At 64.3% G+C, this 26,541-nt stretch carries 21 protein-coding genes and 1 pseudogene; 10 read left to right on the top strand and 12 right to left on the bottom strand.

Annotated features, from left to right (window positions below; genetic code table 11):
• Nucleotide 1 precedes the first annotated feature (1 nt).
• Nucleotides 2-958, bottom strand: coding sequence for an N-acetylmuramic acid 6-phosphate etherase (locus tag AC0L14_RS05820; RefSeq protein WP_473748891.1), 957 nt, complete (start codon nt 956-958; stop codon nt 2-4).
• Nucleotides 959-1,158: 200 nt separating this feature from the next.
• Here AC0L14_RS05820 and AC0L14_RS05815 point away from each other — a divergent pair, with 200 nt between their 5' ends.
• Genes AC0L14_RS05815 through nagA form a run of 4 tightly spaced genes read left to right on the top strand, consistent with a single transcriptional unit; the run spans nt 1,159 to nt 5,022 of the window.
• Nucleotides 1,159-2,040, top strand: a complete 882-nt coding sequence (locus AC0L14_RS05815) for a glucosamine kinase nucleotide-binding domain-containing protein (protein ID WP_473748890.1) — start codon at nt 1,159-1,161, stop codon at nt 2,038-2,040.
• On the top strand, nt 2,037-2,819 hold the full coding sequence (locus AC0L14_RS05810) for a GntR family transcriptional regulator (protein WP_473639132.1): 783 nt from the start codon (nt 2,037-2,039) through the stop codon (nt 2,817-2,819). The genes AC0L14_RS05815 and AC0L14_RS05810 overlap by 4 nt, the downstream gene beginning before the upstream one ends.
• Complete coding sequence (locus AC0L14_RS05805; RefSeq protein WP_473748889.1) at nt 2,816-3,847, top strand: SIS domain-containing protein; 1,032 nt, start codon at nt 2,816-2,818, stop codon at nt 3,845-3,847. Before AC0L14_RS05810 ends, AC0L14_RS05805 begins: the two co-directional genes overlap by 4 nt.
• Entirely contained in the window at nt 3,844-5,022 is a 1,179-nt protein-coding gene (gene nagA / locus AC0L14_RS05800; RefSeq protein WP_473748888.1) for an N-acetylglucosamine-6-phosphate deacetylase, read from the top strand. The genes AC0L14_RS05805 and nagA overlap by 4 nt, the downstream gene beginning before the upstream one ends.
• A 42-nt stretch (nt 5,023-5,064) precedes the next feature.
• Here nagA and AC0L14_RS05795 read toward each other — a convergent pair whose 3' ends face one another.
• The 5 genes from AC0L14_RS05795 to AC0L14_RS05775 form a co-directional block, all read right to left on the bottom strand.
• Nucleotides 5,065-6,444: a malonyl-CoA decarboxylase gene (locus AC0L14_RS05795; protein WP_473748887.1), complete on the bottom strand. Its 1,380-nt coding sequence runs from the start codon at nt 6,442-6,444 to the stop codon at nt 5,065-5,067.
• 163 nt (nt 6,445-6,607) lie between these two features.
• On the bottom strand, nt 6,608-7,285 hold the full coding sequence (rpe, locus tag AC0L14_RS05790; RefSeq protein ID WP_473748886.1) for a ribulose-phosphate 3-epimerase: 678 nt from the start codon (nt 7,283-7,285) through the stop codon (nt 6,608-6,610).
• A 396-nt stretch (nt 7,286-7,681) separates the two neighbouring features.
• On the bottom strand, nt 7,682-9,487 hold the full coding sequence (locus AC0L14_RS05785) for an EB domain-containing protein (RefSeq protein ID WP_473748885.1): 1,806 nt from the start codon (nt 9,485-9,487) through the stop codon (nt 7,682-7,684).
• 167 nt (nt 9,488-9,654) lie between these two features.
• Complete coding sequence (locus tag AC0L14_RS05780; RefSeq protein WP_473749043.1) at nt 9,655-13,044, bottom strand: DUF7929 domain-containing protein; 3,390 nt, start codon at nt 13,042-13,044, stop codon at nt 9,655-9,657.
• 46 nt (nt 13,045-13,090) lie between these two features.
• Nucleotides 13,091-15,034, bottom strand: coding sequence for a hypothetical protein (locus tag AC0L14_RS05775; protein ID WP_473748884.1), 1,944 nt, complete (start codon nt 15,032-15,034; stop codon nt 13,091-13,093).
• Between the two features lie 589 nt (nt 15,035-15,623).
• On the opposite strand from AC0L14_RS05775, the gene dnaK reads away from it, so the two are divergent.
• The 6 genes from dnaK to AC0L14_RS05745 all read left to right on the top strand — a co-directional run bounded on the left by dnaK (nt 15,624) and on the right by AC0L14_RS05745 (nt 21,653).
• Nucleotides 15,624-17,540: a molecular chaperone DnaK gene (gene dnaK / locus AC0L14_RS05770; RefSeq protein WP_123147317.1), complete on the top strand. Its 1,917-nt coding sequence runs from the start codon at nt 15,624-15,626 to the stop codon at nt 17,538-17,540.
• 211 nt (nt 17,541-17,751) lie between these two features.
• On the top strand, nt 17,752-18,882 hold the full coding sequence (gene dnaJ / locus AC0L14_RS05765; RefSeq protein ID WP_473485661.1) for a molecular chaperone DnaJ: 1,131 nt from the start codon (nt 17,752-17,754) through the stop codon (nt 18,880-18,882).
• 142 nt (nt 18,883-19,024) lie between these two features.
• Nucleotides 19,025-19,630 carry a phospholipid N-methyltransferase PmtA gene (gene pmtA / locus AC0L14_RS05760; protein WP_473485662.1) on the top strand — a complete coding sequence of 202 codons (606 nt, stop codon included), beginning with the start codon at nt 19,025-19,027 and terminating at the stop codon, nt 19,628-19,630.
• Between the two features lie 264 nt (nt 19,631-19,894).
• Nucleotides 19,895-20,491, top strand: a complete 597-nt coding sequence (locus AC0L14_RS05755) for an NADPH-dependent FMN reductase (protein ID WP_473485663.1) — start codon at nt 19,895-19,897, stop codon at nt 20,489-20,491.
• Between the two features lie 20 nt (nt 20,492-20,511).
• Nucleotides 20,512-21,195, top strand: coding sequence for an orotidine-5'-phosphate decarboxylase (pyrF, locus tag AC0L14_RS05750; protein WP_123147316.1), 684 nt, complete (start codon nt 20,512-20,514; stop codon nt 21,193-21,195).
• 170 nt (nt 21,196-21,365) lie between these two features.
• On the top strand, nt 21,366-21,653 hold the full coding sequence (locus tag AC0L14_RS05745) for a DUF1330 domain-containing protein (protein ID WP_123146043.1): 288 nt from the start codon (nt 21,366-21,368) through the stop codon (nt 21,651-21,653).
• Between the two features lie 63 nt (nt 21,654-21,716).
• On the opposite strand, the pseudogene AC0L14_RS05740 reads toward AC0L14_RS05745, so the two are convergent.
• From AC0L14_RS05740 to AC0L14_RS05715, 6 genes and pseudogenes are all read right to left on the bottom strand, one after another.
• Nucleotides 21,717-21,944: pseudogene (locus AC0L14_RS05740) on the bottom strand (cupin domain-containing protein); the annotation flags it as partial.
• Between the two features lie 68 nt (nt 21,945-22,012).
• Nucleotides 22,013-23,077, bottom strand: a complete 1,065-nt coding sequence (locus AC0L14_RS05735) for a D-alanine:D-lactate ligase-like protein (protein ID WP_473748883.1) — start codon at nt 23,075-23,077, stop codon at nt 22,013-22,015.
• Nucleotides 23,078-23,251: 174 nt separating this feature from the next.
• Nucleotides 23,252-24,133, bottom strand: a complete 882-nt coding sequence (locus tag AC0L14_RS05730) for an SMP-30/gluconolactonase/LRE family protein (protein WP_473748882.1) — start codon at nt 24,131-24,133, stop codon at nt 23,252-23,254.
• On the bottom strand, nt 24,130-24,771 hold the full coding sequence (locus tag AC0L14_RS05725) for a 2-dehydro-3-deoxy-6-phosphogalactonate aldolase (RefSeq protein WP_473748881.1): 642 nt from the start codon (nt 24,769-24,771) through the stop codon (nt 24,130-24,132). Before AC0L14_RS05725 ends, AC0L14_RS05730 begins: the two co-directional genes overlap by 4 nt.
• Nucleotides 24,768-25,718 carry a 2-dehydro-3-deoxygalactonokinase gene (locus AC0L14_RS05720; RefSeq protein ID WP_473748880.1) on the bottom strand — a complete coding sequence of 317 codons (951 nt, stop codon included), beginning with the start codon at nt 25,716-25,718 and terminating at the stop codon, nt 24,768-24,770. Before AC0L14_RS05720 ends, AC0L14_RS05725 begins: the two co-directional genes overlap by 4 nt.
• A complete protein-coding gene (locus AC0L14_RS05715; RefSeq protein WP_473748879.1) occupies nt 25,715-26,482 on the bottom strand; it encodes an SDR family NAD(P)-dependent oxidoreductase in 768 nt (255 codons plus the stop codon). Before AC0L14_RS05715 ends, AC0L14_RS05720 begins: the two co-directional genes overlap by 4 nt.
• Nucleotides 26,483-26,541 lie beyond the last annotated feature (59 nt).

Below are 26,541 nucleotides of genomic sequence, written 5' to 3'. Positions count from 1 at the left end.
CTCAGTCTCCCTGTTGACCTTTTTCAGGTTCGGTTTTGAGAACAGAGGCTTTCTGCCCCATGCTCCCCTCAATCGCGGAAAGGGCCGGGCGCAGCTTCTGGCCGGTCCCTTCCAGTATCTTCTCGGCCGCATCGGCATTGGCGGCGCCGGCGGCGAGCAGAATGGCGGTCTTGACGGCGCCGCCGCTCTTTTCGAGCAGGCGCGCCGCATCCTCCTTGTCGCGTCCGCTGATGACGGCGACGATGCGTGTTGCGCGGTCGCGCAGCTTGATGTTGTCGGCCATGAGGTTGACCATATAGCCGTCATGGACATGGCCAAGATGGATGGCGGCCAGCGTCGACAGCATGTTGAGCGCGATCTTCTGGGCGGTGCCGGCGCCCATGCGCGTCGAGCCGGCGATCAGCTCCGGCGGCGTTTCGAGCAGTATGGCGATGTCGGCCAGCCGAAGCAGCGGCGCATCCTTGTTATTGGCGATGGCGATGGTTGCCGCACCCCGACGCCTGGCGTCCTCGATCGCCGTGACCGCATAGGGCGTCGAGCCGCTGGCCGAGACCGCGATCAGGCAGTCGCCCTCGCCGATGCCGGCAGCGGCAACCGCCGCCGAGGCTTCTTCGGTGTCGTCCTCCGGCCCTCCGGCCAGTGTCTTGAAGGCATCGTCGCCGCCGGCGATCAGGATGGCGATACGGTCGCGCTGAATGCCGAAGGTACCCGGCAGTTCCAGCGCATCGGCCAGCGCCATCAGGCCCGAGCTGCCGGCTGCCGCGTAAGCGAGCTTGCCGCCGCTGTTCAGCCGGCTGGCGATGATTTCGGCTGCCTTGGCGATGGCGGGAATGGCGCCGCGCACCGCCTTGGCGGCCTCGATCTGCGCGCTGGCCAAAGAGGAAAGGATTGCGTCCGGAGCCTGGATGTCCAGCCCCTCGGCATTCTGGTGAAGCGCTTCGGTGCGCGTTTCGGCCATCCGCTTTCCCTCCAATCCAGAAAACAATACCAAAAAAATACCACTTGTCCACACGCATTAGCGACTTCCCTGCCCTGAAATCGCCGTTCAGGCAAAATATGGTGGTTTTTCAATCAACTACGCCTTAATCTTTTTGAAACGGAAATTAATCCTTGGCTATTGGTATTTTATTGGTATTATCCGCACGGAGGAGAAATCGTGTGAAATTCGTGCTTGGCATCGATGGCGGCGGCACCAGCTGCAGAGCGGCCCTTGCAACAGCGGACGGCACCGTCATTGGCCGCGCCAAGAGCGGCGCCGCCAACATCCGCACCGATCTAACCGGCGCCAGGGCCAACATCGTCGACGCGGCGCGGCAGGCCTTTGTCGCCGCCGGACAAGACCCCGAACTGATCCCGCAGACCCCGGCCATCCTCGGCCTCGCCGGCGCCAATGTCGGCACCTACAGGCAGCAGCTCGAAGCGATCCTGCCGTTCAGCATCAGCCGCGTCGAGACCGACGCCGAAATCGCGCTGGAAGGCGCGATCGGCTTCGGTGACGGCGCCATGGCCATCCTCGGCACCGGCACCGCCTACATGGCGCGTAAAAACGGTAAGTCGCGCGCCATCGGCGGCTGGGGTTTTCAGGTCGGCGACCAGGGCAGCGGCGCCCGCATCGGCCGCGACCTGCTCGAACAGACGCTGCTTGCCTATGACGGCATCCGCCAGGGGTCGCCGCTGACGCAGGCCATGCTCGCCATCTTCCGCGACAATCCCGAGGATTTGGTCGAGTTCACCACCAACGCAAAACCCGGCGATTTCGGCGGCTTCGCGCCAAAGGTGTTCGACCATGCCGAAAAGGGCGACGCCGTCGCCAACTGGATCCTCGACAAGGCGGTCGCCGACGTCGAGGCAGCACTTGGCGTGCTCGATCTCGGCGACGACGATCCGCTCTGCCTGCTTGGCGGGCTGGCGCCGTTTTACGCGCCGCGCCTGTCGTCGCGCTACCGGGCGCTGCTGAAGCCGCCGCTCGACGATGCGCTGGGCGGCGCGGTGCAGATGGCGGTCCGTGTCTTCGCCAAAGCGGCGGAGGCAACGCGATGAGCGAGGCCGCCGACCAGATTTTCGCCACGCTGAAACAGTCGTCGCAAAGCGGCGCGCCACTCTATCTGCAGCTCAGGAAGAGCATCGAGGACGCGGTCAATCGCGGCCTGATCGGGCCGGGCGACGCGCTGCCGTCCGAGCGCGACATCGCCAGCAAAGCCGACATTTCGCGCGTCACCGTGCGCAAGGCGGTGCAGGATCTGGTCAAGGGCGGCATCCTCGTCCAACGCCACGGCTCCGGCACCTTCGTCGCGCCGCGAATGGAACGCGTCGAGCAGTCGCTGTCGCGGCTGACATCCTTCACTGAGGACATGGCGCGGCGCGGCATGGCTGTGCGTTCGGCCTGGCTCGACCGCGGCCTCTACGCGCCCTCGCCGGACGAGATGATGGTGCTCGGCCTGTCGTCGAACGAACTGGTGGCGCGGGTGGCGCGCCTGCGCATTGCCAACGACACGCCGCTGGCGATCGAGCGCGCCGCCCTCTCGGCCAGCGTGCTGCCCGACCCGGCGGCGATCGGTTCGTCGCTCTACGCGGCGCTGGAAACGACGGGGCTGCGGCCGGTGCGGGCGGTGCAGCGCATTTCCGCCGCCAATCTCGGCGACGACGACGCGCGCCTGCTCGAAGTGCCGCCTGGCATTGCCGCCCTGCACATCGAGCGTATTTCCTATCTGGCGAGCGGCAAGGTGATCGAATTCACCCGCTCGATCTACAGGGGCGACGCCTATGATTTCGTCGCCGAACTCCGGCTGAGCGGGCCGGGCGAAGAGGGCCGGCCATGAGCGCGACAATTACCCATATGCGGCGCGAGATCGAGGAGATCCCGGAGGCGACCGCACGCCTGCTCGACGGCTCGGCAGCGGTGCTGACCGAGGCCGGGCGCGGCATCCGCGAGCGCGATCCGCAGTTCGTCGTCACCGTGGCGCGCGGCTCGTCCGACCATGCCGCCACCTTCATGAAATATGCCGTCGAGCTGACCGCCGGCCTTGCTGTTGCGTCGGTCGGCCCGTCGATCGCTTCGATCTACGGCGCCAAGCTCAAGCTGGCCGGCTCAGCCTGCCTGGCGATCTCGCAATCGGGCAAGAGCCCGGACATTGTCGCCATGGCGCAAGCCGCGAGAGCCGGCGGTGCCCTGACCGTCGCCATCACCAACACTGCCGATTCGCCGCTGGCGCGCGCCTCCGATTATGCGATCGACATCCTGGCCGGCCCGGAACGCAGCGTTGCGGCGACCAAGACCTTCGTCAATTCGGCTGTCGCCGGCCTCGCCTTGATGGCGCATAGCACCGGCAACGATAAGCTTCTGGCAGCACTTGCCCGCTTGCCGGAGCATTTTCGCAAGGCGATCGCCTGCGACTGGATGGCGCTGGCCGGTGCGTTGGAGACGCCGAAATCGCTGTTCATCCTCGGTCGCGGTCCGTCCGCTGCGATCGCCAATGAAGCGGCGCTGAAGTTCAAGGAAACCTGCGCCATGCATGCCGAGGCCTATAGTGCTGCCGAAGTGATGCATGGCCCGCTGGCACTGGTCGGGCCCGATTTTCCGGTGCTGGCGCTCGCCGCCCGCGATGCTTCCGAGCCATCGATCGCAGAGGCCGCCGACAGCCTGGCGGCCAAGGGTGCGGCCGTCTTCGTGACTTCGGACCAGGCGAAAAGCGCTCAGCACCTGACGCATGTCGCCACCGGCCATCCGTTGACCGACCCACTGGCGCTGATCGTGTCCTTCTATGGCTTCGTCGAGGCCTTTGCCCGTCATCGTGGTCTCGATCCGGACACGCCGCCCAATCTTCGCAAGGTGACGGAAACCATATGAGCGACCGTTTTGCCCTGACTGGCGCCCGGATTTTTGACGGCGACGACTGGCACGACGACGCCGCCCTTGTCGTGCGAGACGGTCTCGTCGAGGCCATCGTTGCCACCGGAGCCGTTCCGTCCGGCGTCGAGCGTATCGAAACCGGCGGCGGCATGCTTGCACCGGGCTTCATCGACCTGCAGGTCAATGGCGGCGGCGGCGTTATGCTCAACGACCATCCCGACGTCGCCTCTATCGAAACTATCTGTCGGGCGCACGCGCCGTTCGGTACAACCGCGCTGTTGCCGACGCTGATCACCGACACGCCTGCCATCACCGCAGCGGCGGTTGCCGCCGGAGCGGAGGCCGCAAGGCAAAAGGTGCCTGGCTTTTTGGGCCTGCATCTCGAAGGCCCGCATCTGTCGATCGCCCGCAAGGGCGCGCATGACCCAGCGCTGATCCGACCGATGCCGGATTCCGACCAGGCGATGCTGATTGCGACGCGAAAAACCCTGCCGGTGCTGCTGACCACGATCGCGCCGGAATCCGTCGACACCGTGCGCGTTTCGGGGCTCGTCGAGGCCGGCATCGTCGTCAGCCTCGGCCATTCCGACACCGGCTATGCCAAGGCGCGCGCGTTCGCCGATGCCGGCGCAACAATGGTCACCCATCTGTTCAACGCCATGAGCCAGATCGGCAACCGCGAGCCGGGTCTGGCGGGTGCTGCCATCGATACAGGCACATTGTTTGCCGGCATCATCGCCGACGGCATCCATGTCGATCCAGCCACCATGGCCATCGCTTTGCGCGCCAAGCAGGGCCCGGCAAAAATTTTCCTGGTCACCGACGCCATGGCGACGATCGGCACCGACATGACGTCGTTCACGCTGAACGGCCGCACCGTCTACCGCAAGGAGGGCAGCCTGCGGCTTGCCGACGGGACGCTGGCGGGCGCCGACCTCGACATGATCTCCGCCGTGCGCTTCGTCCACCGTGTCGTTGGACTGTACCTGTCGGAGGCACTGCGCATGGCTTCGCTTTATCCGGCGCAGGCGATCGGCCAATCACACCGGCTCGGGCGGTTCGCCAACGGCACCGCCGCCGATATCGTTGCGCTGTCGGACGAATTGGACGTCAAGGGCGTCTGGATAGAAGGCGACAGGGTTTTCGAGGCCGGTGTCGCAAAGGGCGCCTAAGGTATCAGCCGTTCGGCCCGCAGCCTGAAGCGGGTGGGTTGCTCATATGTCCCTCTTGTCCTCAATCCCCTGAGCTTGCGCCGGAAGCCGCGGCGCGGCCCAGTCTCGCCGGTTCGGCAGCAGGCGGCGCACGGCGGGCGCGGCCGCCACATCGTTCCTGGCGGCGAACAGCTCGTGGTTCTTCTCGATGTCGTCGAGCTTGTAGCGATAATTGACCATCAGGCCATGCGCCTGACGCAGGGCGCGGGGCGACAGGTCGCCGAAAAGGTCGATGCGCTCCAGCCGCGCGCCATTGCCGAGATGGAACCGGGCGACCGGATCGATCACCTTGCCGGAAGCGGTGCGGGCTTCGAGGAAATACTGTGCCGCAAGAGGAAGCAGGGCCCGGCCCGCGCGGTCGCGCGCGGCAGCGTCCGCATGCCAGCCCTCGTCGGCGACGAGGTCTAACACTTCGGCGGCGGAGGGGATGGTTTCAGCCTGCTCGGCCAGCCAGCGGGCAAAGCCCGGCACCGGGGACAGCGTGACGAAATCGGTCAAGCCGGGAAGGTCGCGGCGCAGGTCCTCGACCACCTGCTTGATCAGGAAATTGCCGAACGAGATGCCGCGCAGGCCCTCCTGGCAATTGGAGATGGAATAGAATACCGCCGTCGTGGCCTGCCGTGGCTGCACCAGCGGCCGCTCGTCGGCAAGCAGCTCGGCGATCGTCGTCGGCATCGCCCGGGTGAGCGCGACCTCGACGAAGATCAGCGGCTCGTCGCCGAGTTGCGGATGAAAGAACGCATAGCAGAGCCGGTCGTCGGGTTCGATCCGGCGGCGCAGGTCGTCCCAGGTGTGGATGGCGTGCACCGCCTCATAGCGGATGATTTTTTCCAATATGTTGGCCGGTGTCGACCAGTCGATCCGCCGCAGCACCAGGAAGCCGCGGTTGAACCACGACGACAGGAGGTGCGTGAAATCGGCATCGACGATGGCGAGATCGGGCGATGTGGGCAGCCGGGCAAGCAGATCCTCGCGCATGCGCACCAGCGTCTCGATGCCGCCGGGCGCCAGGTTCAGGCGGCGCAGGAGCTCCTGCCTGGCCGGCTCGGCGGCGTCGTGCAGGGCAAGTGCCGAGCGATCGTCGGGCTCGGCGCGATAGGCATCCACCGCGGCGGCAAGCCTGGCGTGATCAGTGCCGAAACGATCGCGCAGCACATGCAGGAAAGCCAGCCTTCTGTCGGCGCCGAGGATGCGCCAGCGCTCCAGGATTTCCCTTGCATAGGCGACACCCGATGCCTCGCCCTGGCTGGAAAGCAGACGGGCGCACAGACGCCCCAGGCTGTCGGCCGAGACCGGCTCGTCACCGCGCACGAGGTTCAGCATCATCCGGCCGCGATCGGCGATGGTGTTCAGCAAATCAGCGAAGAAAGGGCTGCGGTTCATCAATCCGACCGTCGAAGAGGAGCCTGCGGGAGGGTCCGGAGAGGCATGAGGGTGAGACAGAGCATATGGGGCCGCATGTCACGAGCACAAGCGCACCGGCGTCGGCCAACGAATTCCTGACCGGCTGAAGAGACGGCGCGTTCTGGTAACGACGCCGGCAGCGTCAACCGGCCGGCTGGTCGGCCGCTGTCCTGATCGCCTCGATGTTCGCCCGATAGGCTTCGACGCTGCCGCCCTTGAAGATGGATGCACCGGCGACCAGCACGCTGGCGCCGGCGGCGGTGACCAAAGGTGCTGTTTGCGGCGAGATGCCGCCGTCGATCTCGATCCGGATCGGCCGATTGCCGATCAGCGCTTTCACCCGCTTCACCTTGTCGACGACCCCCGGAATGAAGGCCTGGCCGCCAAAACCCGGATTGACGGTCATGATAAGGATCAGATCGAGCCGATCGAGCACATATTCGATCGCCGTTTCCGGCGTCGCCGGGTTGAGCGACACGCCGGCCTTCTTGCCGAGGTCCCTGATCGTCTGCAGCGAACGGTCGAGATGCGGCCCGGCCTCGGCATGCACCGTCATGCCGTCGCAGCCGGCTTCGGCGAAGGCCTCCAGATAGGGATCGGCCGGCGCGATCATCAGATGGCAGTCGAAGAAGGCCTTGGTGCGGTTGCGGATCGCCTTGATCACCGGCGGACCGAAGGTGATGTTGGGCACGAAGTGCCCGTCCATGACGTCGAGATGGATCCAGTCGGCGCCGGCCGCCGCTACCGCCTCGACCTCGTCGCCGAGCTTCGAAAAATCCGACGCCAGCACAGATGGCGCGATCAGGATCTTGTGAGCCATGTTCGCTTCCCGTTCTTGAGCCCGCCTTCGCCTACCGCATCGGCCCGAAAATCGGAATGGATTTTCGGAAAGCACGAAGCGAAGATTCAAAGCTTTGAGACGCGTACTTTGACGTCGCTCTAATCGTCTCAGCGCCGCTTGTCGACAGGAATCCGGCGCCGGTGGCTGTTGCACGAAGATGGGTTGTTGCACAAAGGAGAGAGGCAGCGTCGGCCACCTCTCTCCCTGTTCAAGCGTCGCGATTTCAGTCCACCGGATGCCGCGGCCTGGCCAGTCGTGGCAGTAAGACCCTGCCGCTGCCTTGCTTCACTTTTTGCAGATTGGGCTTTTTCACAGGTTGCTTGGGCACGCAGTGTCCACCCACCAGTTTTTCGGTTGCCCGGCAGGCGGTGATGATCAGCGGTTCTTAACGCATGCCTTGCCGACCAGATGATAGCCGCGCTTGCAGTCGATAATGATGGGGGTATTGCGCACGCATCTCCCGTCGATGCGTTGTTCGTTGCGCTTGCACCTGTCGGCGATCACTGCATTGCGCACGCATTTCAGGCCGACCTGATGGTAACCGGGCAGGCAGTGGATGCTGACCCCAACGCACTTGCCGTTGACACGCTTTTCGGTGCTGCGGCAGGCAGCCACGAGCGGCCTGTCGACGCATTTGCCACGGATCAGCCTCTGGCTCGGCAGGCATGTGCGGCCGGCATCGATGACGACCGGCGGAAGTTGCGGTTTGCCGGGATTGGGTCGCGTATCGACCGCCAGACCATCGCCATTCGGATCAAAATTGCGCTTGATACAGGTAAAATCCTCGCTGCTGTTGTCGACGGTGGCGATCGAACCGTTCTGCTTGATCTCCTGCAGGGTGCACTGGATCGAGCGGGTTCTGACGATGCTGAGCTCGTGTGCGGCACTCGCCTTGACCACACCGCCATCGTTGAAGGCGGCCGTCGTGCCGGTGAAGAATGCGCCGTTCGAGCAGCTGATGCGGTAGTGAAACGCACCCGGCGCATCGCGCTCAACTTGGAACGCCACCTGACCCTTGCGTGGGCAGAGTTTTTTGAAGCCAGCGCTGTCCGAGACAGTGACCTCTCCCTGCCAGTCCGAATGCGCCGGCGGGTTTTCGGGGTTGTCCTGAGGTGCGTCGGTGAAGCCGCCCCCGCCCGCGCCGGTGCAATGGACGGTGATGTCCTTCCAGCCGTCAAATGGTTCGAACGGACCGATGCCGATGATCTCGGTCTTGTATTGGAAGTAGGCGGTGGCGCCGACATCCTCCCATTTCTCGTAGGTGCCGAAATAGCCATTCTTGGTAGCGTCGTATGACGCCCACGCCTGCTGCACCTCGGAGGTGATCGGCCCGTCGTTCTTCTGGCGCCAGATGCGCATCGACACAGGCCCGGCCTGGTTAGCCTGCGCCCGGCTCGTGACCTTCAACGACGGGCAGACCGTACCGAGCGTCGAGCCGGTCTGGTTCGATTGGTAGGTGGTCAGGAACAGCTTGACGTTGCCCACGTCGAATTCGCCGAAATCATTGGCGACGTCCTGAACCGGCGGCTTGATGACGGGGTCGCAGACAACCTGGACGTCGAACGATCCGTGCTCGGCATAGTGCGAGTCGTACAGCGGATGGGGCCAGCTGCCGCCCTGGGCCTCGCTGACCGCATTGTCCATATCGAGCGCCGTGTCGGTCAGTGCCGAGAAGCTCGCATGGAAGCTGTGCGTGAACGAGTAAGACTTTGTCGGCCCATCGGGCTGGAGGTGCTGGTTGCACCTGGCAATGATCTGGTCGCCGTAAGGCACGACGGCGATACCGGTGTCCGACGACAGCGGTATTATGGAGGGATCGAAGGAGAAATTTTCCTGGCGATCGTAGTCGCGGCTGACAGGCGACGCGCTCCAGATCGGCGGAAACGCGCCGCACTGGCCCGGTCCACAAACGCCGAGCGCCACGCCGACATCCTGCACATAACCTGGCCACCATGTGTTGAGCTTCATGTGGCCCCAGAACTGGACGTTGCCGCTCTTAAGCGTGTCCCATTTTTGCTTGTCGCTGGAGCCGACATGGATCGTCGTTTTGGCGCTTTCGGTGTTGAACGACATTGACTTGATGTTCGCCTGCTTGGCGAAGGCCGGTGTGGTGGCGAGCGCGGCTGCGATCAGGGCGACGGTCGCCGCCGTGTTGCGAAAAATATGCTTGGTTGAAGACATCTTCTCTCTCTCCCTGAAATGTTCCTTCAGGGAGTTTGTCGCCGACTGCAGCGATTAGGTTCACGCAGCGGCTGAAACACGTCCGACCAACGAAAAACCCCGCCGGATTGCTCCCGCGAGGTCTTGGTATTGCGGTCCAATGTGACGGACTGTTGCGCGCCGGGTCCCTACTGGAGAGCCCGCGGCCTGCGCCTCGGCTGCTGTAGGATGTTCGGGTTCAGCAACAGGTTCGGATCGATCTGCAGCGTCGGCGCCCTGCGGATCCGAGCGCAGTCCGGATACTGTCCGACTGTCCCGACCGGACAGCGCCGCTTGACGATCGGCTGGCACCGGCCGTTGATCAGCCGTGAGCCAGGCGCACACTCCACCTGCGGCCTGCGGCATGCCCCTCTGATCACCTCGGTCCCGCGCGGGCAGACACAGGCGCCGTTCTTGGTGCGGATCTGGCCGCGCAGCAGCTTGCACTGTTCCACTAGGGGCGGCTTTTTCCGGATCGGCCGGCAGGCGTCGCCCCTTAGTTCCGTCCCTCTCGGGCAGATGCAATCACCATCCTGGGTACGGATCTGGCCCTTGAGCAGCACGCAGCGCTCCTTCGGCTTCGGTATGATGACCGAGCCGCCACCCGACGAGCACTGGCCGTTGCGGAAAGTGCTGCCTTCCGGGCAGACGCACCGGCCGGCGTCGTTCATCACGAAACCCTCGGAGCACTCCTTCTCCTTCTTCACGTCACGCATGATGGTGATGGGATGGCAGGCATAGGCCTTGCCGCGATCGCCCTGCACATTGGCCGGGTCGCGGGAGAGCCCTTCGCCCGCACCTCGCACCGGCGTTTCGGGCGACAGCGCGCCGACGCAGTTCTGGCCGCTGACGGTGCCCTGCACATCGGCCAGGCGGCCGTCGTCGGGAATGATCACGGTCACACGGTGAACGTGGCTTTCCCCGGCGCCGAGCGTCAGGTTGGCGATGCAGGACGCAGGCAAGGTCGCCGGTTCCGGCGCGCAGCCGAAGGGCGGGTCGATCGAGGTGATCGCAACACCTTCCAGCCGGCCGAGGCCTTCGACGCCGATCGCATCACCGATGCGAACCGGACCGGAGAAGACGTTTTGGCCATCGTTCGCGATGGTGATCTCGAAAGAGCAGGGCTGGCCGATCCGGCACTCGGCATCGCCGGTCTTCTCGACACGGATGGTCGAGGCGCCGCCACCCTTGGCGCAGGCCCTGCCGATGGGATAGACGATGTCGTCTCCTGGCGCCGGGCCGTAGAAGCCGCGCGCGCAGTTCTCGAACACGCCATTGCCGGCAACCGTCACATCGAAATGGCGGCTGGTTCCGGGCGTCATAATGGCGCCGGGAATCTGGCACGACAGCGCATTGGCTGGAACCGGTCCGCACGCCCATTCCGCGCCGTCAGGGGTGATAGTCTGGATCGGGACGGGGGCGCCTCCGACCACCAGCGTGGCGGCATCGCTGACCCGCACCGGACCGGTGGGAGCAGTGGTGCCGGTGCTGATGACGGTGATGCGGCAGGTGACGGCCGCAGCGCCGGCCAGCGAGCCGCTGCACATCTTGGTAATGCGCATGGCCGGCTTGCCGCCATCACCGATGCGTTGCTTCGCGCAGGCGCGGTTGTTGCTGAGGTCGCTCTCGCCGGGGATGGCCTTCACCTCGGCGCAGTTCTCGACGGTGTCCGGGCGATAGCCGGCCGGCATCACCGCCTTGACGAAAATCGGCGTCGAGGCGCCCGGCGAGAGCACGATGCCGGCATTGTCGCAACGGAACTGGCCGGGGCCGTTCGGTCCGCATGTCCAGGGCGGGGTTGGGCCGAAGCTCGACGATGCCGGCGCGCCGCCCGGATAGGTGTCGGTGACCGTCAGCGGCCCGTCATAGAGGACGCTGCCGTTGTTGATGATGTCGATCACGAAGGTGCAGACGCCATCGGCCGTGCAGACCGGGGTGCGGGCACGCTTCTTCAGGATCAGATCGACATTCTTTTCCACCGGCGGCCGGCAGTCGCGGTCACGGTCGCCACGCCGGCAGATCGGGATCGAGGCGCAGCCGCGGTCGTTTTGCTGGCTGCCGAACAGCGGCTTGCCGCTGGCCCCATAATTATAGGCGGCGCAGTTGCGCAAGATGCGGCCCTTCCAACCTCCGGCCGGCTTGAAGCCGAGCTTGAGGTCGACGGAGGCACCCGGGTTGAGCGTGGTCACTGGATGGGTGCACATCATCGGGGTGGCCGCCGGCGCACAGGCCCAGGGCGCATTCGGTCCTGAATCGAGAGTGGAGCCGGCCGGCAGCGTTACTTCGTCGATAACGATCTTGCCGTGATACGGCCCGTCGCCGACATTGGTGACCCTGATGGTGAAGTCGCAGTCGCCACCCATCGTGCAACGCGGAACGTCGGCGCGTTTTTCGACTTTCAGATCCGGCTCCCTGTTCTTGGGCGGACACCTCTGGTCGCGCGGAATGACGATTTCGATCGTCTGCGTGCAGCACAGGCCCCAGCCCTCTTCCGGGCCGGCATAGGTTTCGATTCCGGTGACGATGAGGTGGATGACCTCGCCAGGTGAGGCACCGACGATCTTCCAGTCGAGCACACCGCCGCCCGCCGGCACCAATTGCATGTCGGGGATGACGGTGATGCCGGGTGTCGTCGTCGAAAGTTGCACCCATTTGCCGCCCATCTCGGCGCCGACCGGCATGTGGTAGATGAAGGCGCCGCCGCCGGGTACGCAATCGACCGTGCCGCGTTCCACCTTGAAGCATTCCCGGTCGCCGGGAGGTGGAGGCGGCGGGTTGCATTTGGTCAAGTCGATCTTGATCGAGGTTTTTTCGCCGGTGAGGAAATTGCCTTCGTCCGGCTTGGCCGGATCCTGCGACGGGATGATGGTCCCGGTGCCGGGTCCGACCGTCAGCTTGATCATGCCCTGATTGTCGACGATCGCCGGCGAGGCAAACGCCGCATGGTCGATCCTGGCGGTGATCTGCAAGGTAATGACGCGCTCGTTCGGAGCGCCGACGCCATCAAGATCGGAGGCGGAGAGCCGGAAATCGGAAACATCAGCCGTGTCGTTGGGATTTGCCGCCGTGCTGATCGAGGCCCCGGGCAGCGGTCCGCCGGACGCATCCGTGCCGTCGCCGGACACATGCACGCCGACGATCCGCAGGCCATTCGGAAGCTGGTCCTTGAAGTCGATCTTGACCTTTTCCAGCGCGGCCGCGAGGCTCGGGCTGGCAAAAGATTGCGGGTTGCCGCGCAGGCCAAAGCTCAGCGAATATACGACAAAGTCGCAGCCTCGTTGCCTGCCTTTCTTGGTGAAGAAAGGCACAACCCGGCCGGGCCGCGGATTGACGATGCGCGGATTGTCCAGGTCGAGTCCGAAATCCGGACTGGCGGTTACGAGCGGACCGGGATCGGCGGGCTTGTCGAGGTCGACCTGGCTGGTCTGGGCCGGAACAAGGTCCTGGGCGAAGCCTTGCGCCGGGGCCAGCATGGCAACCGCGATCCCGGCCGCCATCAGCCAGCGCGCGCTGCGCCTGGCGAGTGACAGCGGTTTCATGCTCGTCGCAAGCGGGGAAAATGCTGAAATGCTCACCTTCCCCTCCTCAACGTTCGCAGCTGACGGCTGGGGTTCTGAGCGACACGGTCATCTTGCAGCAAGGGAAGTAGCCGCCCTTCTCGCGGTCGGACTGCCTGTAGAAGCAGAGCCCGACATCGATCGTGTCGCCAGGATAATGGCCGGTGATGCCGATCGTGTGGCGCGCGCCGGGAGCATGCGAGAGGGGTGAAGTCACGCCGACGCCTGATGTCCTGGACAGAGCCTTGATCGAATCGCCGCCAAAGCCGGCAGGGTCGCGGAGATAGAGTTCGGCCTCGAGACCGGAGGGCGTGCAGAAATACCTGACATCCTCAAGGTCGAGGCAAGGAGGCACGCCGCCGGGCGGCGGAAAATCAGGCGGATAGAAAGGTGGCAGGTAACCGCCGCCCGGTATCTGCTCGTAGTAGCCGGCACGGCCTTCGCAGGGGTGCCAGACCTCGACGTCGCCGACATGACCTTCAACCTCGGGGTCCTCGAAATAACCGTCGAAGTCGACGAACCACGAGCCGAAGGGGGGCACGTTGGCCGGCTTGACCAATGCCGCCGGCGTGATTTGCACGCCGTGCAAGGCGAGCGGCCCGCCGCCGGCGAGCTGTTCGGCAAGCGCCGGATTGTTGCGCAATTTGTCGCCGGTCTTGACCAGCGTTTCGGTGCAGACGCTCGCGTCGAGATTGCCGTCGGCGCCATAGCCATATTGCAGGTCGAGGCCGCCGGCCGACTGCCGGTTGTCTTGCGGGAAACCGACCGGATAGTCCTGCGGCATTTCCACCCAGATTGATTCCGTCGCCGGATCGTCCGGGTTTTCGCGCCAATAGCGGATGACCTCTCCCTTGCCGGAATCGGCGAACTGGCTGTAGTCGTAGCGGCTTTCCACCGGGCCGCGCTGGGCCAGGTACATGAAGCCGCTGATATCGAAAGCGATGTCGGTGACGGCGTGGTCCTTGTCGGCCTTGACCGTCAGCTCCCAGCGCGGGTCGCCGGCAAATCTGCCGTCGCGGGCAACGCCCACCGACCAGATCTCGGCCTTTTCACCAACCGAATAATAGAGTCGGCCGCCATGATAGGCGACGGACCAGACGCGGCGCTCATCCTGCGTGTAGCCCCAGCTGTCGGGGTCTTCGCTGTCGAAGGCAGCGTCTTCGATGTCCATCCCCGTCCCATCGTCGGCAAGCGGGGCCAACTGGTGCGCCGGACGCCCGGCAATGCCGTGGTCGAACATGTCGACCAGGGCGCCGTTGGCATCGATGCGATGGATGAGACCGGTGTCGAGGTCGCTGGCGAAGAGCTGGCGGTTGATGGTGTCGAAGGTGACGTCGCCGATGCTGGGACCGCTGTTGGTGTCGATGTCGGCGAATTTGCTCACTTGGCCGGAGATGCCGTCGATCTTCCAGATCGTGCCCGGTCCGCCACCGTTCTCGGTGCCGAACTGGCCATCCATGAAGGTGGCGCCGGCAGCACCGCGACGCTGCCGCTCGGGAGGACCGTCCGCATCTTCGTCTGACGTGACGATGCGGATGCCATGCAACGAGGTGGCGCCGGCATAGAGGTTCGGAATGCCTGAGGGAGCGCCGTCGCGGACACCGTCGTCATAGGTGATGGCGAACACCTGGCCGATCTGCCCGGCCGTCACTTCGAAGGGCGGCGGCGTGAAGACGAGTTGGCCGGAAGCCGGCCCGCCTAGGCTTGAAACATCGAAAACGCGCAAGGTTGCGCGCGTCGTGTCGATGAAGGTTTCGCCGACAGGGTCGACGCCGGGCGGGAGGCCCTCTTCGAATTTGGGGCCTTCTTCGAGAGTGGGATCCTGTTCGAAATCGGGAATGACGGTGCCGGAAAATCCGGTCACCGCCATCGAGCCTCGATAGATGATCTGCGTTTCCTGCGCCTGGGCGGCACCGCCAAGCCACAGGGTGGTGGCGAGCGCCAGCGCCAGAAAGCCACTGGTTTGTTGCATCGCACGACGCGAACGGCCAGCACGAGTGCGCACGAACGCGCCGTGGTCGCCAGACATGGAGTTCCCCCCCCCCGGGCTACGGGAGAAACATCCGGCATTTCCGCGCAAATCAGGGCAAGGCGCGGCGTTCCGGCACGTTTTTCCCTGATCGAATTGTCTGCTTTCCTCGTAGTCACGATATGCCGGCACTTACGCGGGGTCAACGGAATCAGCGGAAGGCCTGGCATATCGGCTCCATCCCGCAAGCGGTGGTCGCGCTGAGTTCCCGGAGACCGCGGAGGCTCTGGATTTCCAGTCATGGGGCTTTCCTTTCCAGGGCCGCACCATGCGGCGCACCTTGGTGTCAGTCGCGAACGGACGCGGAAAGGTTCAGGGGAGCCATGGCCGGAGAACAACCGGCCGGCCCGAGAAAAGGATGTTGGACGCCTTGCGCAGAATGCTTGCGCGCCGCGCAGCCTGTTCTTATATACGCGCCAAGCCGTTCGACGCCGGAATGCCGGTTGCCGAAGCGGAATTTCTTGTGAACAGGGGCTTTCGCCGGAACGCCTGTACGGGTCCTGAGAGCCTGCTTAGCGGAGAGATTAGAAAAATGGCAAAAGTAATCGGTATCGATCTGGGGACCACCAACTCTTGTGTCGCCATCATGGATGGCAAGGAATCGAAGGTGATCGAGAATGCGGAAGGCGCGCGCACGACCCCTTCCATCGTCGCCATAAACAGCGATGGCGAGCGCCTCGTCGGCCAGCCGGCCAAGCGCCAGGCAGTCACCAATCCTGAAAATACCATCTTCGCGGTCAAGCGCCTGATCGGCCGCCGCTATGACGATCCGGTGACGGAAAAAGACAAGAAGCTTGTCCCCTACAAGATCGTCAAGGGCGACAATGGCGACGCCTGGGTCGAGGCCGGCGGCAAGAAGCAGTCACCCAGCCAGATCTCGGCGATGATCCTGCAGAAGATGAAGGAAACGGCGGAAGCCTATCTCGGCGAGAAGGTCGAGAAGGCGGTCATCACCGTTCCAGCCTATTTTAACGACGCCCAGCGCCAGGCAACCAAGGATGCCGGCAAGATCGCCGGCCTCGAAGTGCTGCGCATCATCAACGAGCCGACCGCGGCCGCGCTTGCCTATGGCCTCGACAAGAAGGAAGGCAAGACCATTGCCGTCTATGACCTTGGCGGCGGCACCTTCGACATTTCGGTGCTCGAAATCGGCGACGGCGTCTTCGAGGTGAAGTCGACCAATGGCGACACCTTCCTCGGCGGCGAGGACTTCGACATGCGTCTGGTCGAATATCTGGCGGCCGAGTTCAAGAAGGAACAGGGCATCGACCTGCGGAGCGACAAGCTCGCCCTTCAGCGCCTCAAGGAAGCGGCCGAAAAGGCCAAGATCGAGCTGTCGTCGACGACGCAGACCGAGATCAACCTGCCCTTCATCACCGCCGATGCCACCGGTCCCAAGCACCTGACGCTGAAGCTGACGCGGGCGAAGTTCGAGAGCCTGGTCGAGGATCTCGTCCAGCGCACGATCGATCCCTGCAAGGCGGCGCTCAAGGATGCCGGTCTGAAAGCCGGCGAAATCGACGAGGTCGTCCTGGTCGGCGGCATGACCCGCATGCCCAAGATCCAGGAGATCGTGAAGCAGTTCTTCGGCAAGGAGCCGCACAAGGGCGTCAACCCGGATGAGGTCGTCGCATTGGGCGCCGCCATCCAGGCCGGCGTGCTGCAGGGCGACGTCAAGGACGTGCTGCTGCTCGACGTGACGCCGCTGTCGCTCGGCATCGAGACGCTGGGTGGTGTGTTCACGCGGCTGATCGAGCGCAACACGACGATCCCGACCAAGAAGAGCCAGGTGTTCTCGACGGCCGAGGATTCACAGTCGGCCGTGACTATCCGCGTCTTCCAGGGCGAGCGTGAAATGGCCGCCGACAACAAGGCGCTCGGCCAGTTCGACCTGGTCGGCATTCCGCCGGCGCCGCGTGGCGTGCCGCAGATCGAGGTCACTTTCGACATCGACGCCAACGGCATCGTCAATGTCTCGGCCAAGGACAAGGGCACCGGCAAGGAGCACCAGATCCGCATCCAGGCGTCTGGCGGCCTTTCGGACGCCGACATCGAGAAGATGGTGAAGGACGCCGAAGCCAATGCCGAGGCCGACAAGAAGCGGCGCGCGCTGGTCGAGGCCCGCAACCAGGCCGAGGCGCTGGTGCATTCCTCGGAGAAGTCGCTGAAGGAATATGGCGAGAAGGTTTCCGAGGCCGATCGCACGGCGATCGCCGATGCGATCGCGGCGCTGAAGACCGCTGCCGAAGGCGACGACACGGCCGAGATCGAAGCCAAGACCCAGGCGCTCGCAGAAACCTCGATGAAGCTCGGCCAGGCCATGTACGAGGCTTCGCAGAAGGAAGCCGCGGAGGCTGACGCCAAGGCGGATGCCGCCAAGGACAGCGACGTGGTCGATGCCGATTTCGAGGAAATCAACGAGGACGACGACAAGAAGAAGTCGGCCTGAGCGGCCGGATGGCAGGTTTAGGCAGAAAGCCCGGCGCAAAGCCGGGCTTTTTTGCAACTCTGGCCGAAAAAGTGCGGGCCTGATCGAAAAAGTGCGAGCAAGCCCGTGTCAACACTGGCATCCCGGCTCCATCGCACCTAAATCGGAACAGCGTGCCGGCAAACGACGCAACAAGGCTTCAAGACGTTGAATATCCGGACTGCAGGAAAAGATGAAAGCTGATTTCTACGAAACGTTGGGCGTGCAAAAGGGGGCCGACGAGAAGGAGCTCAAGAGCGCTTTCCGCAAGCTCGCCATGCAGTTCCATCCCGATCGCAATCCCGGCGATCATGCCTGTGAGCACAAATTCAAGGAAATCAACGAAGCCTACGAGACGCTGAAGGACCCGCAGAAACGTGCGGCCTACGACCGTTTCGGCCACGCCGCCTTTGAACAGGGCGGCATGAACGGCGGCGCGCACGGCTTCGGCGCCGGCGGCTTCGCCGACATCTTCGAGGATATTTTCGGCGACATGATGGGCGGGCGCCAGCGCCGCTCCTCAGGTGGCCGCGAGCGCGGCGCCGACCTGCGCTACAATATGGAAATCACGCTGGAGGAGGCGTTTACCGGCAAGACCGCACAGATTCACGTGCCGGCCTCGATCTCCTGCACGGAATGCTCCGGCAGCGGCGCCAAGCCCGGCACCCAGCCCGTCACCTGCTCGATGTGCAACGGCCACGGCAAGGTGCGCGCCACGCAAGGGTTCTTTTCGATCGAGCGCACCTGCCCGCAATGCCAGGGGCGTGGCCAGACCATCAAGGAGCCGTGCCCGAAATGTGCCGGCCAGGGCCGCGTCACCGAGGAGCGCTCGCTGTCGGTCAATATCCCGGCCGGCATCGAGGACGGCACGCGCATCCGCCTTGCCAATGAGGGCGAGGCCGGCCTGCGCGGCGGCCCGTCGGGCGACCTCTATATTTTCCTGGCGGTCAAGCCGCACGAATTCTTCCAGCGCGACGGCGCCGATCTCTACTGCAAGGTGCCGATCTCAATGACGACGGCTGCCCTTGGCGGTTCCTTCGAGGTGACGACGCTGGACGGCACCCAGACGAAGGTCAAGGTGCCGGAAGGAACCCAGAACGGCCGCCAGTTCCGCCTCAAGGGCAAGGGCATGCCGGTGCTGCGCCAGCACAACGTCGGCGATCTTTACATCCAGACCGCGGTCGAGACGCCGCAGAACCTATCCCGCCGCCAGCGCGAGCTGCTGGAGGAGTTCGAGCAGCTTTCCTCGAAGGATAATTCGCCGCAGTCGAGCGGCTTTTTCGCCCGCATGAAGGACTTTTTCGAGACCTTCGGCGAGCGCTGATGGCGACTCTCGCCAATCGGGTGTAAGATACAATCGAGCGGAAGCTCCCCTAGCGTCATCAACACCTTATACCGGCGTCCGCCTTGCCTTGAAGCCCGTAGCTGCTAAGTAGCCACTCGGGGGACCGTTCAGGAGAACTTGCATGGCACATGGTCCCGGACTGCGAAAGGCTCTGGCAGAGAAGTTCGACGACGAACTGAAATTCTTCAAGGGCTGGATCGACAAGCCGAAGGCGGTCGGTTCGATCGTGCCGACCAGTTCCATCACGGCCCGCAAGATGGCCTCCGTCGTCGACCCGAAGTCGAGCCTGCCGGTGCTCGAAGTCGGGCCCGGCACCGGCGTCATCACCCGAGCCATCCTCGCCCAGGGCGTAAAGCCTGAAAATCTCTACGCAGTCGAATACTCCCCCGATTTCGTGCGCCATCTGCGCCAGCTCTATCCCGGCGTCAACGTCATCGAGGGCGACGCCTTCAATCTCGATGCGACGCTCGGCGACAAGAGCGGTCTGACCTTCGATTCGGTCATCTCCGGCGTGCCATTGCTCAATTTCCCGGTCGCCCAGCGCATCGCCTATGTCGAAAGCCTTCTCGACCGCATCCCGACAGGCCGCCCGATCGTGCAGCTGACCTACGGCCCGCTGTCGCCGATCCCGCCCGGCCGCGGCGACTACACGGTCGAGCACTTCCATTTCGTCATCCGCAACATCCCGCCAACGCAGCTGTGGATCTACCGGCGCGGGGCGCATTAGGGTGTGCCGATATTCAGGTGAGGCCGGCCTGCAAATGGCAGCTTCCTGCGCTTCCGGTGCTCACGTACTTCAAGTACGCTCCGCTCCGGTTCTCGGAACCCACCTGTTTGGTCGCTTCGCGCCCGTCTTCGACTCCGGCTCGGCCTGACCTGAATCTCAACACACCCTTCACTCAAGTGCCTCAAAGATCGCTTTTCGATTTTTGGGCCGGTGCGTTGATTTGACCGTTCCTTGGCTGTACCTGTCCGGGGACAAGTGTGGCCAATGGCAGTGATCCCGAAAATTCTCGTCGTCGCAGGTTCGATTCGCACTGGCGCCTACAGCGGCAGGACCGCCGATGTGGCGCAGAGGGAACTCGCCCTGCAGGGTGCCGAGGTGACCCGCATCTCGCTTGCCGAGTATCCGCTGCCGATCCTCGACGAGGACCTGGAAAAGGAGAAAGGCATTCCTGAAAACGCCATCAAGTTTGCCCGGCAGATCGCTGCGCATGATGGGCTGCTGATCGCGACGCCCGAATATAACGGCTCGATCCCGCCGCTGCTCAAGAACACCATCGATTGGGTGAGCCGGGTGCGCATGGATGGCGGGCGGTCGTTCAGGCCGTTCGCCGGCAAGCCCGCCGGCCTTTGTTCGTCTTCCAAAGGACATTTCGCCGGGGTACGCTGCATCAACCATCTGCGCGCCGTGCTGGTGCGCTGCAAGATGGAGGTGGTGACGCCGGAATGCTCGGTGCCGGAGGGCGGCAACGCCTTCGACGAGGACGGAAATTTCAGGGACGAGAAACTGCACAGATCGATGGAGCACCTATGCCGCACGCTGATCGAAACCTCGCGCATGCTGTCGACGCGGATCGAGGCGTGATCCAGCAACGCGACAGCACCATGCAAGACAGGCTGATCGTCGGCCTCGACCTGCCGACGCTGAAGGACGCCGAGAAGGCGGTGCGCGAGCTCGACGGGGTCATCTCCTTCTATAAGATCGGCTATCAGCTCGCATTCGCCGGCGGCCTCGACTTCGCCCGCGAGCTCGCCAGCGGCGGCACCAGGATCTTCCTCGACATGAAGCTGCTCGACATCGACAACACGGTGGCCAAGGGTGTCGAGGCCATTGCCAGAATGGGCATGACCATGCTGACGCTGCACGCCTATCCGAAGACGATGAAGGCAGCGGTCGAGGCCGCCAGGGGCAGCGATCTCTGCCTGCTCGGCGTCACCGTGCTGACCTCGATGGACGAGCAGGACGTGATCGACGCCGGCTATGAGCATGACCCGCACACGCTGGTGCTGAGGCGCTCCGAACAGGCGCTGCATGCCGGCATGGGGGGCATCGTCTGCTCGGCCGAGGAAGCGGAAGCGGTGCGCCGGATCGTCGGGCCCGACATGGCCGTCGTCACGCCGGGGATACGGCCCAAGGGCAGCGACCATGGCGACCAGAAACGCGTGGTCACGCCGGCGCAGGCGATCCGCAACGGCTCCAGCCATCTCGTCGTCGGCCGGCCGATCGTCGGCGCCGCCGACAGACGGGCGGTCGCGGAAGCAATTCTTGACGAAATGCGCTCGGCCTAGGACCAATTCCGAAACTCTACTCCGGCGGCTGTCTGACGGCGTTTTCTCCGCTTCCGGTGCTCATATACTTTACGTACGCTCCACTCCGGTTCTCGAAAACGCCCCCAGCCATCTCGCCGGAGCGATTTTCGAAATCGGTCCGTGCACGGCCAAAAACCAGGAGAAGAAGCATGCCAAAGGGATACTGGATCGCCCGCGTCGATGTGCGCGATGCCGAAGGCTACAAGGACTATGTTGCCGCCGCCAAGCTTGCCTTCGACCTTTTCGATGTAAAATTCCTGGCACGTGGCGGTGCACATGAAAAGGCCGAGGGCCCAGGTCGCGACCGCAATGTGATCATCGAGTTTCCGTCATTGGCTGCGGCGCAGGATTGCTATCACTCGCCCGAATACCAGCGCGCCGTCGCGATCCGCCAGAAGGTGGCCGACGGCGAGATCGTGCTGGTCGAAGGGGTTTAGTTCAGCGGCCACCGCCGTAGCGTGCAGAGTCATTTGGAACCGTCGCGAACGTGCCCGCGGCGATCAGACCGAATGCAGGATGTAAAGCTTGCGCGTTTTCTCGTGGATGGTCCATTCGCCCTCCCAGCCAAGAGGCAGGACAAGCAATTCGCTGGGCCCGACATCTTTGGCCGCGCCGTCGGGACCGTGCAGCGTCACGCGGCCGGAGACGATGTGGCAAATCTCGGAATTCGTGTCTCGGCGCGCGGTGAACCGGCCCTGCGAACATTCCCAGACACCGACTTCGATCTTGCCATCTTCCGAAGTCCACTGGCGGACTTGGCTGCAGGGTTCCGGGCAGCTTCACGCAGGATTTCTGCTCAAGACGCGGCCAATCGACCAAAACGACTCGCAGCGGTCTCGGCCATCGCATCGGCGAGGCCCATCTCCCACTGCGTACGGCAATAGGCGCGGAAATCGAAGCACGGCAGGCCGGGGCAGACCTCGAACTCGATGAGATGGACGCTGTCGTCGGCCTCGACCCGGAAATCGATGGAAAACACATCCCGCAAGCCCAGTCCGGTCATCATGCTTTCGGCGATCCGTCGGATCCTTGCATCGGCTCGCGGCTGGGTGGCGGCGACCGGCAGCAGCACCGGCTCGGTGTATGTTCCCGCCGCCCTGGCAGCCTCGCCGGTGTCGCCGTAAAGCACCAGGCTGTCCGCCATGGTCTGGAAATCACCGCCCGAATCGACAAAGGCGACGCCGAGCGCTTCGACGCCGGTGTCCGGCTTCAGGCCCAGAAAACTGGCGCGCGCATTGCGCCCGGCGACATAGGGCTGCACGACGACATCGTCGCGATAGGCGTCGAAAACACGCCGGCTGAGCTCCAGTGCGTGGCCGAGATCACTGCTGCGCGACTCCGGCCAGATGCCGATCTTGGCGCCGAGCCGGTTCGGCTTGACGAACCAGCCGGCTGGCGAAGCTGGTGGCTCGACCAGCCAGCGGCCGTCGCGGGCCAAGCCGGATTGCGGCACCGGCAGGCCGAGTGCGCCGAGCACGGCGCCGGAGCGGAATTTGTCCTGGCACAGTGCAAACAGCGCATCATCGGCGCCGAGTGCCTTCAGGCCGTTCAGCCTCGCCAAAGCCGGTGCCGCGCTACCGCGGAAATAGGCGACGCCGTCTGTCAGCGTCCAGACGAGCGTCGTGTCCTCACCGGCAAGCACGCTTGCGGCATCGTCGAGTTCCACCGGCACGAACGACAGACCGCGCGTCTGGCAGGCTGCCGCCAGCGTGTCGAACTCAGGGGCGATGTCGGTCGACTGCGCCAGATAGGAGGCGATTTCGGCGGCGCGCGCCGGCACGTGGCCATCGGCGACCAGCCGGTCGAAGCAGGCCTTTTCCGGCTCGTATACAAGGATCAGCTTCGGCCTGCGGCTTGACATGAGATGCACGATCCGGGATGAACGGGTCCTGGCAGCGCGATTGCCTACCATCGCACGGCAGACGCATTCGGCTTTCGCGGAAAACCGACGTCAGCTGGACGCCTGCGCGACAGTGCTGGCGCGATCTTCCTGTTGACCGTGATCTTTTCCGGACCGAAGGTTCGGGATCATGGCCTAGGCGATCAGCACGCGCGGCTCGAAGTGGCCGTTCACCGGAATATCGAGCAGAAACGTCATGCCGGCTTGCGGATCCAGCAGGCGCTGTTTCTCATCCTTGCCCGACCAGGCGGAGGTGACCGCCAGCCGATCGGCATTCCTGCCGACAAAGGCCGGGCAGGAGGGCTGCGTCACCGGCATCGCGACCGATCGGATGAGCTTGCCGTCAGGCCCGTATGCTTCGATGACGCTGCCGCCCCAGCAGGCGTTCCAAAGAACACCGTCGCGATCGAGCACCGAACCGTCGATATAGCCCTTGGCCTTGCGGTGATCGACGAAGATCTTCGGTTCGCCGACCGGCAGGCCAGTCGCTGGATCGCAGGCGACGCGCATCAACAGGCCGGTGCTGGTGTCGGTATAAAAGGCGAACGTTCCATCTTCGGAAAAGCAGATCGAGTTCGACACCGCGATGTCGGAATAAAGCCGGCGCAACTCTCCCTTGAGGAACCAGTAGATCGAGCCGGCGGCCTTTTCCTCACCCTTGCCCATCGTGCCGACCCAAAAGGCCCCGCAGGGGTGGACGCGCGAATCGTTCGAGCGCGTCCCCGCATTGTCGGCCTCGATCGCCGTGTGCAGTGTCATCTTGCCGGTCGCCACGTCGCGGACATGCAGGCCGGTTTCGGTGGCGATCAATTGTCTTTTGTCGTCGATGAAGGCGATCGCGCTGGCCATCTGGCCAAGCTCTTGGATTTTGACCGTACCGCCGGAAAGGCGCTTTTCCAAAAGCTGGCCGTTGACGATGTCGAACCAGTAGAGCGTATCGGTGGTGGGGTCGTAGCTCGGGCCTTCGCCGAGCTGGCAGACATGGTCGGAAAAAACCGAGACGATGGCTTCGCTCATCCTGCCGCTCCAAACGCCGCATCCCAGGCTGCGACTGCGGCCTGGGCCCGCGTTGCCACCTCATCGACGCTCATACCTGGCTTGAAAAGGCTGGAGCCAAGGCCGAAGACGCTGACACCTGACGCCTTGTAGCCGGCAAAGTCCTTTTCCGAAACGCCACCGACCGCGCCGACCAGCGTCTCAGCCGGCAAAACGGCGTGCATCGCCGCGATGCCGGCCGCGCCAAGCACGCTGGCCGGGAAGAATTTCAGCGCCGAGGCACCGAGCCGGATGGCCTGGAAGGCCTCGGTCGGCGTGAACACGCCGGGCATCGTCACCATGCCGTAATGCATAGCTCGGCCCATGACCTCGGCATCAATGTTGGGGCTGACCAGCAGCCGTCCGCCGGCGTTGTGCAATCCGTTGACATCGGCCGCGGTCAGTACAGTCCCGGCGCCGACCAGTGCCGTCGCCGGCAGCGCCTCAACAATCCTCGCGATGGAGGAAAACGGGTCCGGCGAATTGAGCGGCACTTCGATCGCTTCGATGCCGGCCTCGAAGATCGCCCGGCCTATGGCCACCGCCTCGTCCGGCTTGAGGCCGCGCAGGATGGCGACAAGCCCGCGCTCGAGCTTCGGAAACGGTGCGGTCTCGGTCATGCGGCAACTCCGCTTCCAGCAATCATGCCATTTTTGCGCGCCGCCTCGATCAGGCCGGCACGCACCGCCTCGTCGGCATCGACGGCTCTCACCGCAAGTCCGGCAAGACCGAGCGCCGCAGTATAGAGCGTGCCGAGCGCGCCGGAAGCGACCAGCACGACCGACCCGCCTTTGGCATAACGGCGGCTGGCCGACGCGATCTCGCCGCCGATCAGCAGGCCGGATAGGCAAGCAGCGGCATCGCCGGGCTTCAGGTCCTGCAGCAGGCCGGCAGCGCGGATCGAGAACAGCCTCGACATGACATCGCCGCCCTCGGCCAGCGCTTGCTCGCACCAGCGCCGGAAAAACGGATTGCCTGATGCAACCGGCTGTGGCTGCTCGCCCAGCGAATGGCGCAGGATCGAATGCGCCGCCAGCACCGAAAACAGCTCGCCGGTCGGCCATGTCCCGAAACCGGTAACGGCGCCGTCCTCGACCAGCACCCATTTCGAATGGGTGCCGGGCATGCAGACGAGATGGCGGCCTTTTGCCGGCAAACCGGCGCCGGCAAGCTGCGTTTCCTCGCCGCGCATGACGTCAGGCGCGTCGGCCTGGCGCTGGGCCAGGCCCGGCACGATGCGGATGTCGCGGCGCTGGCCGGGGACGCGCGCAGCGCCGGCAAGGATGGCACCGATCGGCGCCGGCACGGTGACATAGGGCGCCTCCAGCCAGCCCTGGCGCGATCCGGCCATGCCGCAGACGATGACGGGCATCGCTTCCGGCGCGCCCATCGCCGCCAGATGTCCTTCGAGGACGGTCGAAAACCCGGCGGCTTGCGCGGTGATCAGCCCGTCGTCGCCGCGGCGCTCGGCAAGCACGTTTCCGGCCTCATCGACCAGCCAGACCCTGAGACGGGTCGTGCCCCAGTCGACGGCGGCGACAGAAGGCACGCTGCTCGCTGAGTTCACAGGAAGCCCCCATCGACGATCAGCATCTGCGCGGTCAGCATGCGCGAAGCATCCGACGCCAGGAACAGCACCGTGCCGACAATGTCTTCCGGCTGCATCACTTGCTTGATGCATTGCTTGGCAATATGGGCGGCGAGCGCCTGTTCGCTAACCCAGAGCTCCTTCTGCCGCTCAGTGATCACCCAGCCGGGTGCGATCGCATTGACGCGAATGCCGTCGGCGCCGAGCTTGCCGGCAAGCCCCTTGGTCAGGCCGACGATGCCGGCCTTGGCCGCGGTATAGGCCGGCATATCGGGGTGGTTGATCAGAAACGATGTCGACGTGAAGTTGATGATCGAGCCGCCGCCGGCGCGCTTCATGCCCGGCGCCACCGCCTGTGCGGAGAAGAAATGCGGACGCAGATTAACCGCTTGGTTGTTGTCCCAGAACTCCACGGTGACATCTTCCACCGCGTGGCGATCGTCAACTGCTGCATTGTTGACCAGCACGGTGACGTCGCCATGGGCTTCGGCCGCCTTGGCGGCTGAAGCCCGCAGCGCCTCGATGTCGCGTATGTCCGTCTTGAGATAAAAGGGCCGCCGGCCGAGATCCTTCTCGATGCGATCGGCCAGCGCCAGGCTCGGGCCGTCGGCGATGTCGATGAAGGCGACCTTTGCTCCCTGGTGGGCAAAGCCCTCCGTCAGCGCCGCACCGATGCCGGAACCGCCGCCGGTAATCAGCACCGAAGCACCTTCAAGGTCGGCAAAGCGCGCCGATGGCATCATCTTTTTCTCCCTGCGCATGGCCCGAAAATCAGTTTCGATTTTCGGAAAGGATCATGCGC

It is taken from the genome of Mesorhizobium sp. WSM4841 (assembly GCF_055811515.1).
This window is presented reverse-complemented; position numbering and strand designations above follow the sequence as displayed.

Excerpts from the sequence above, each read along its gene's own strand:
- AC0L14_RS05820 (WP_473748891.1), bottom strand. The coding sequence starts at position 958 with ATGGCCGAAACGCGCACCGAAGCGCTTCACCAGAATGCCGAGGGGCTG.
- AC0L14_RS05785 (WP_473748885.1), bottom strand. The coding sequence starts at position 9,487 with ATGTCTTCAACCAAGCATATTTTTCGCAACACGGCGGCGACCGTCGCC.
- AC0L14_RS05795 (WP_473748887.1), bottom strand. The coding sequence starts at position 6,444 with ATGAACCGCAGCCCTTTCTTCGCTGATTTGCTGAACACCATCGCCGAT.
- dnaK (WP_123147317.1), top strand. The coding sequence starts at position 15,624 with ATGGCAAAAGTAATCGGTATCGATCTGGGGACCACCAACTCTTGTGTC.
- AC0L14_RS05730 (WP_473748882.1), bottom strand. The coding sequence starts at position 24,133 with ATGAGCGAAGCCATCGTCTCGGTTTTTTCCGACCATGTCTGCCAGCTC.
- pyrF (WP_123147316.1), top strand. The coding sequence starts at position 20,512 with ATGCAAGACAGGCTGATCGTCGGCCTCGACCTGCCGACGCTGAAGGAC.
- AC0L14_RS05725 (WP_473748881.1), bottom strand. The coding sequence starts at position 24,771 with ATGACCGAGACCGCACCGTTTCCGAAGCTCGAGCGCGGGCTTGTCGCC.
- AC0L14_RS05780 (WP_473749043.1), bottom strand. The coding sequence starts at position 13,044 with ATGAAACCGCTGTCACTCGCCAGGCGCAGCGCGCGCTGGCTGATGGCG.
- AC0L14_RS05735 (WP_473748883.1), bottom strand. The coding sequence starts at position 23,077 with ATGTCAAGCCGCAGGCCGAAGCTGATCCTTGTATACGAGCCGGAAAAG.
- AC0L14_RS05745 (WP_123146043.1), top strand. The coding sequence starts at position 21,366 with ATGCCAAAGGGATACTGGATCGCCCGCGTCGATGTGCGCGATGCCGAA.
- rpe (WP_473748886.1), bottom strand. The coding sequence starts at position 7,285 with ATGGCTCACAAGATCCTGATCGCGCCATCTGTGCTGGCGTCGGATTTT.
- AC0L14_RS05805 (WP_473748889.1), top strand. The coding sequence starts at position 2,816 with ATGAGCGCGACAATTACCCATATGCGGCGCGAGATCGAGGAGATCCCG.
- AC0L14_RS05715 (WP_473748879.1), bottom strand. The coding sequence starts at position 26,482 with ATGATGCCATCGGCGCGCTTTGCCGACCTTGAAGGTGCTTCGGTGCTG.
- AC0L14_RS05755 (WP_473485663.1), top strand. The coding sequence starts at position 19,895 with ATGGCAGTGATCCCGAAAATTCTCGTCGTCGCAGGTTCGATTCGCACT.
- AC0L14_RS05775 (WP_473748884.1), bottom strand. The coding sequence starts at position 15,034 with ATGCAACAAACCAGTGGCTTTCTGGCGCTGGCGCTCGCCACCACCCTG.
- pmtA (WP_473485662.1), top strand. The coding sequence starts at position 19,025 with ATGGCACATGGTCCCGGACTGCGAAAGGCTCTGGCAGAGAAGTTCGAC.
- dnaJ (WP_473485661.1), top strand. The coding sequence starts at position 17,752 with ATGAAAGCTGATTTCTACGAAACGTTGGGCGTGCAAAAGGGGGCCGAC.
- AC0L14_RS05810 (WP_473639132.1), top strand. The coding sequence starts at position 2,037 with ATGAGCGAGGCCGCCGACCAGATTTTCGCCACGCTGAAACAGTCGTCG.
- nagA (WP_473748888.1), top strand. The coding sequence starts at position 3,844 with ATGAGCGACCGTTTTGCCCTGACTGGCGCCCGGATTTTTGACGGCGAC.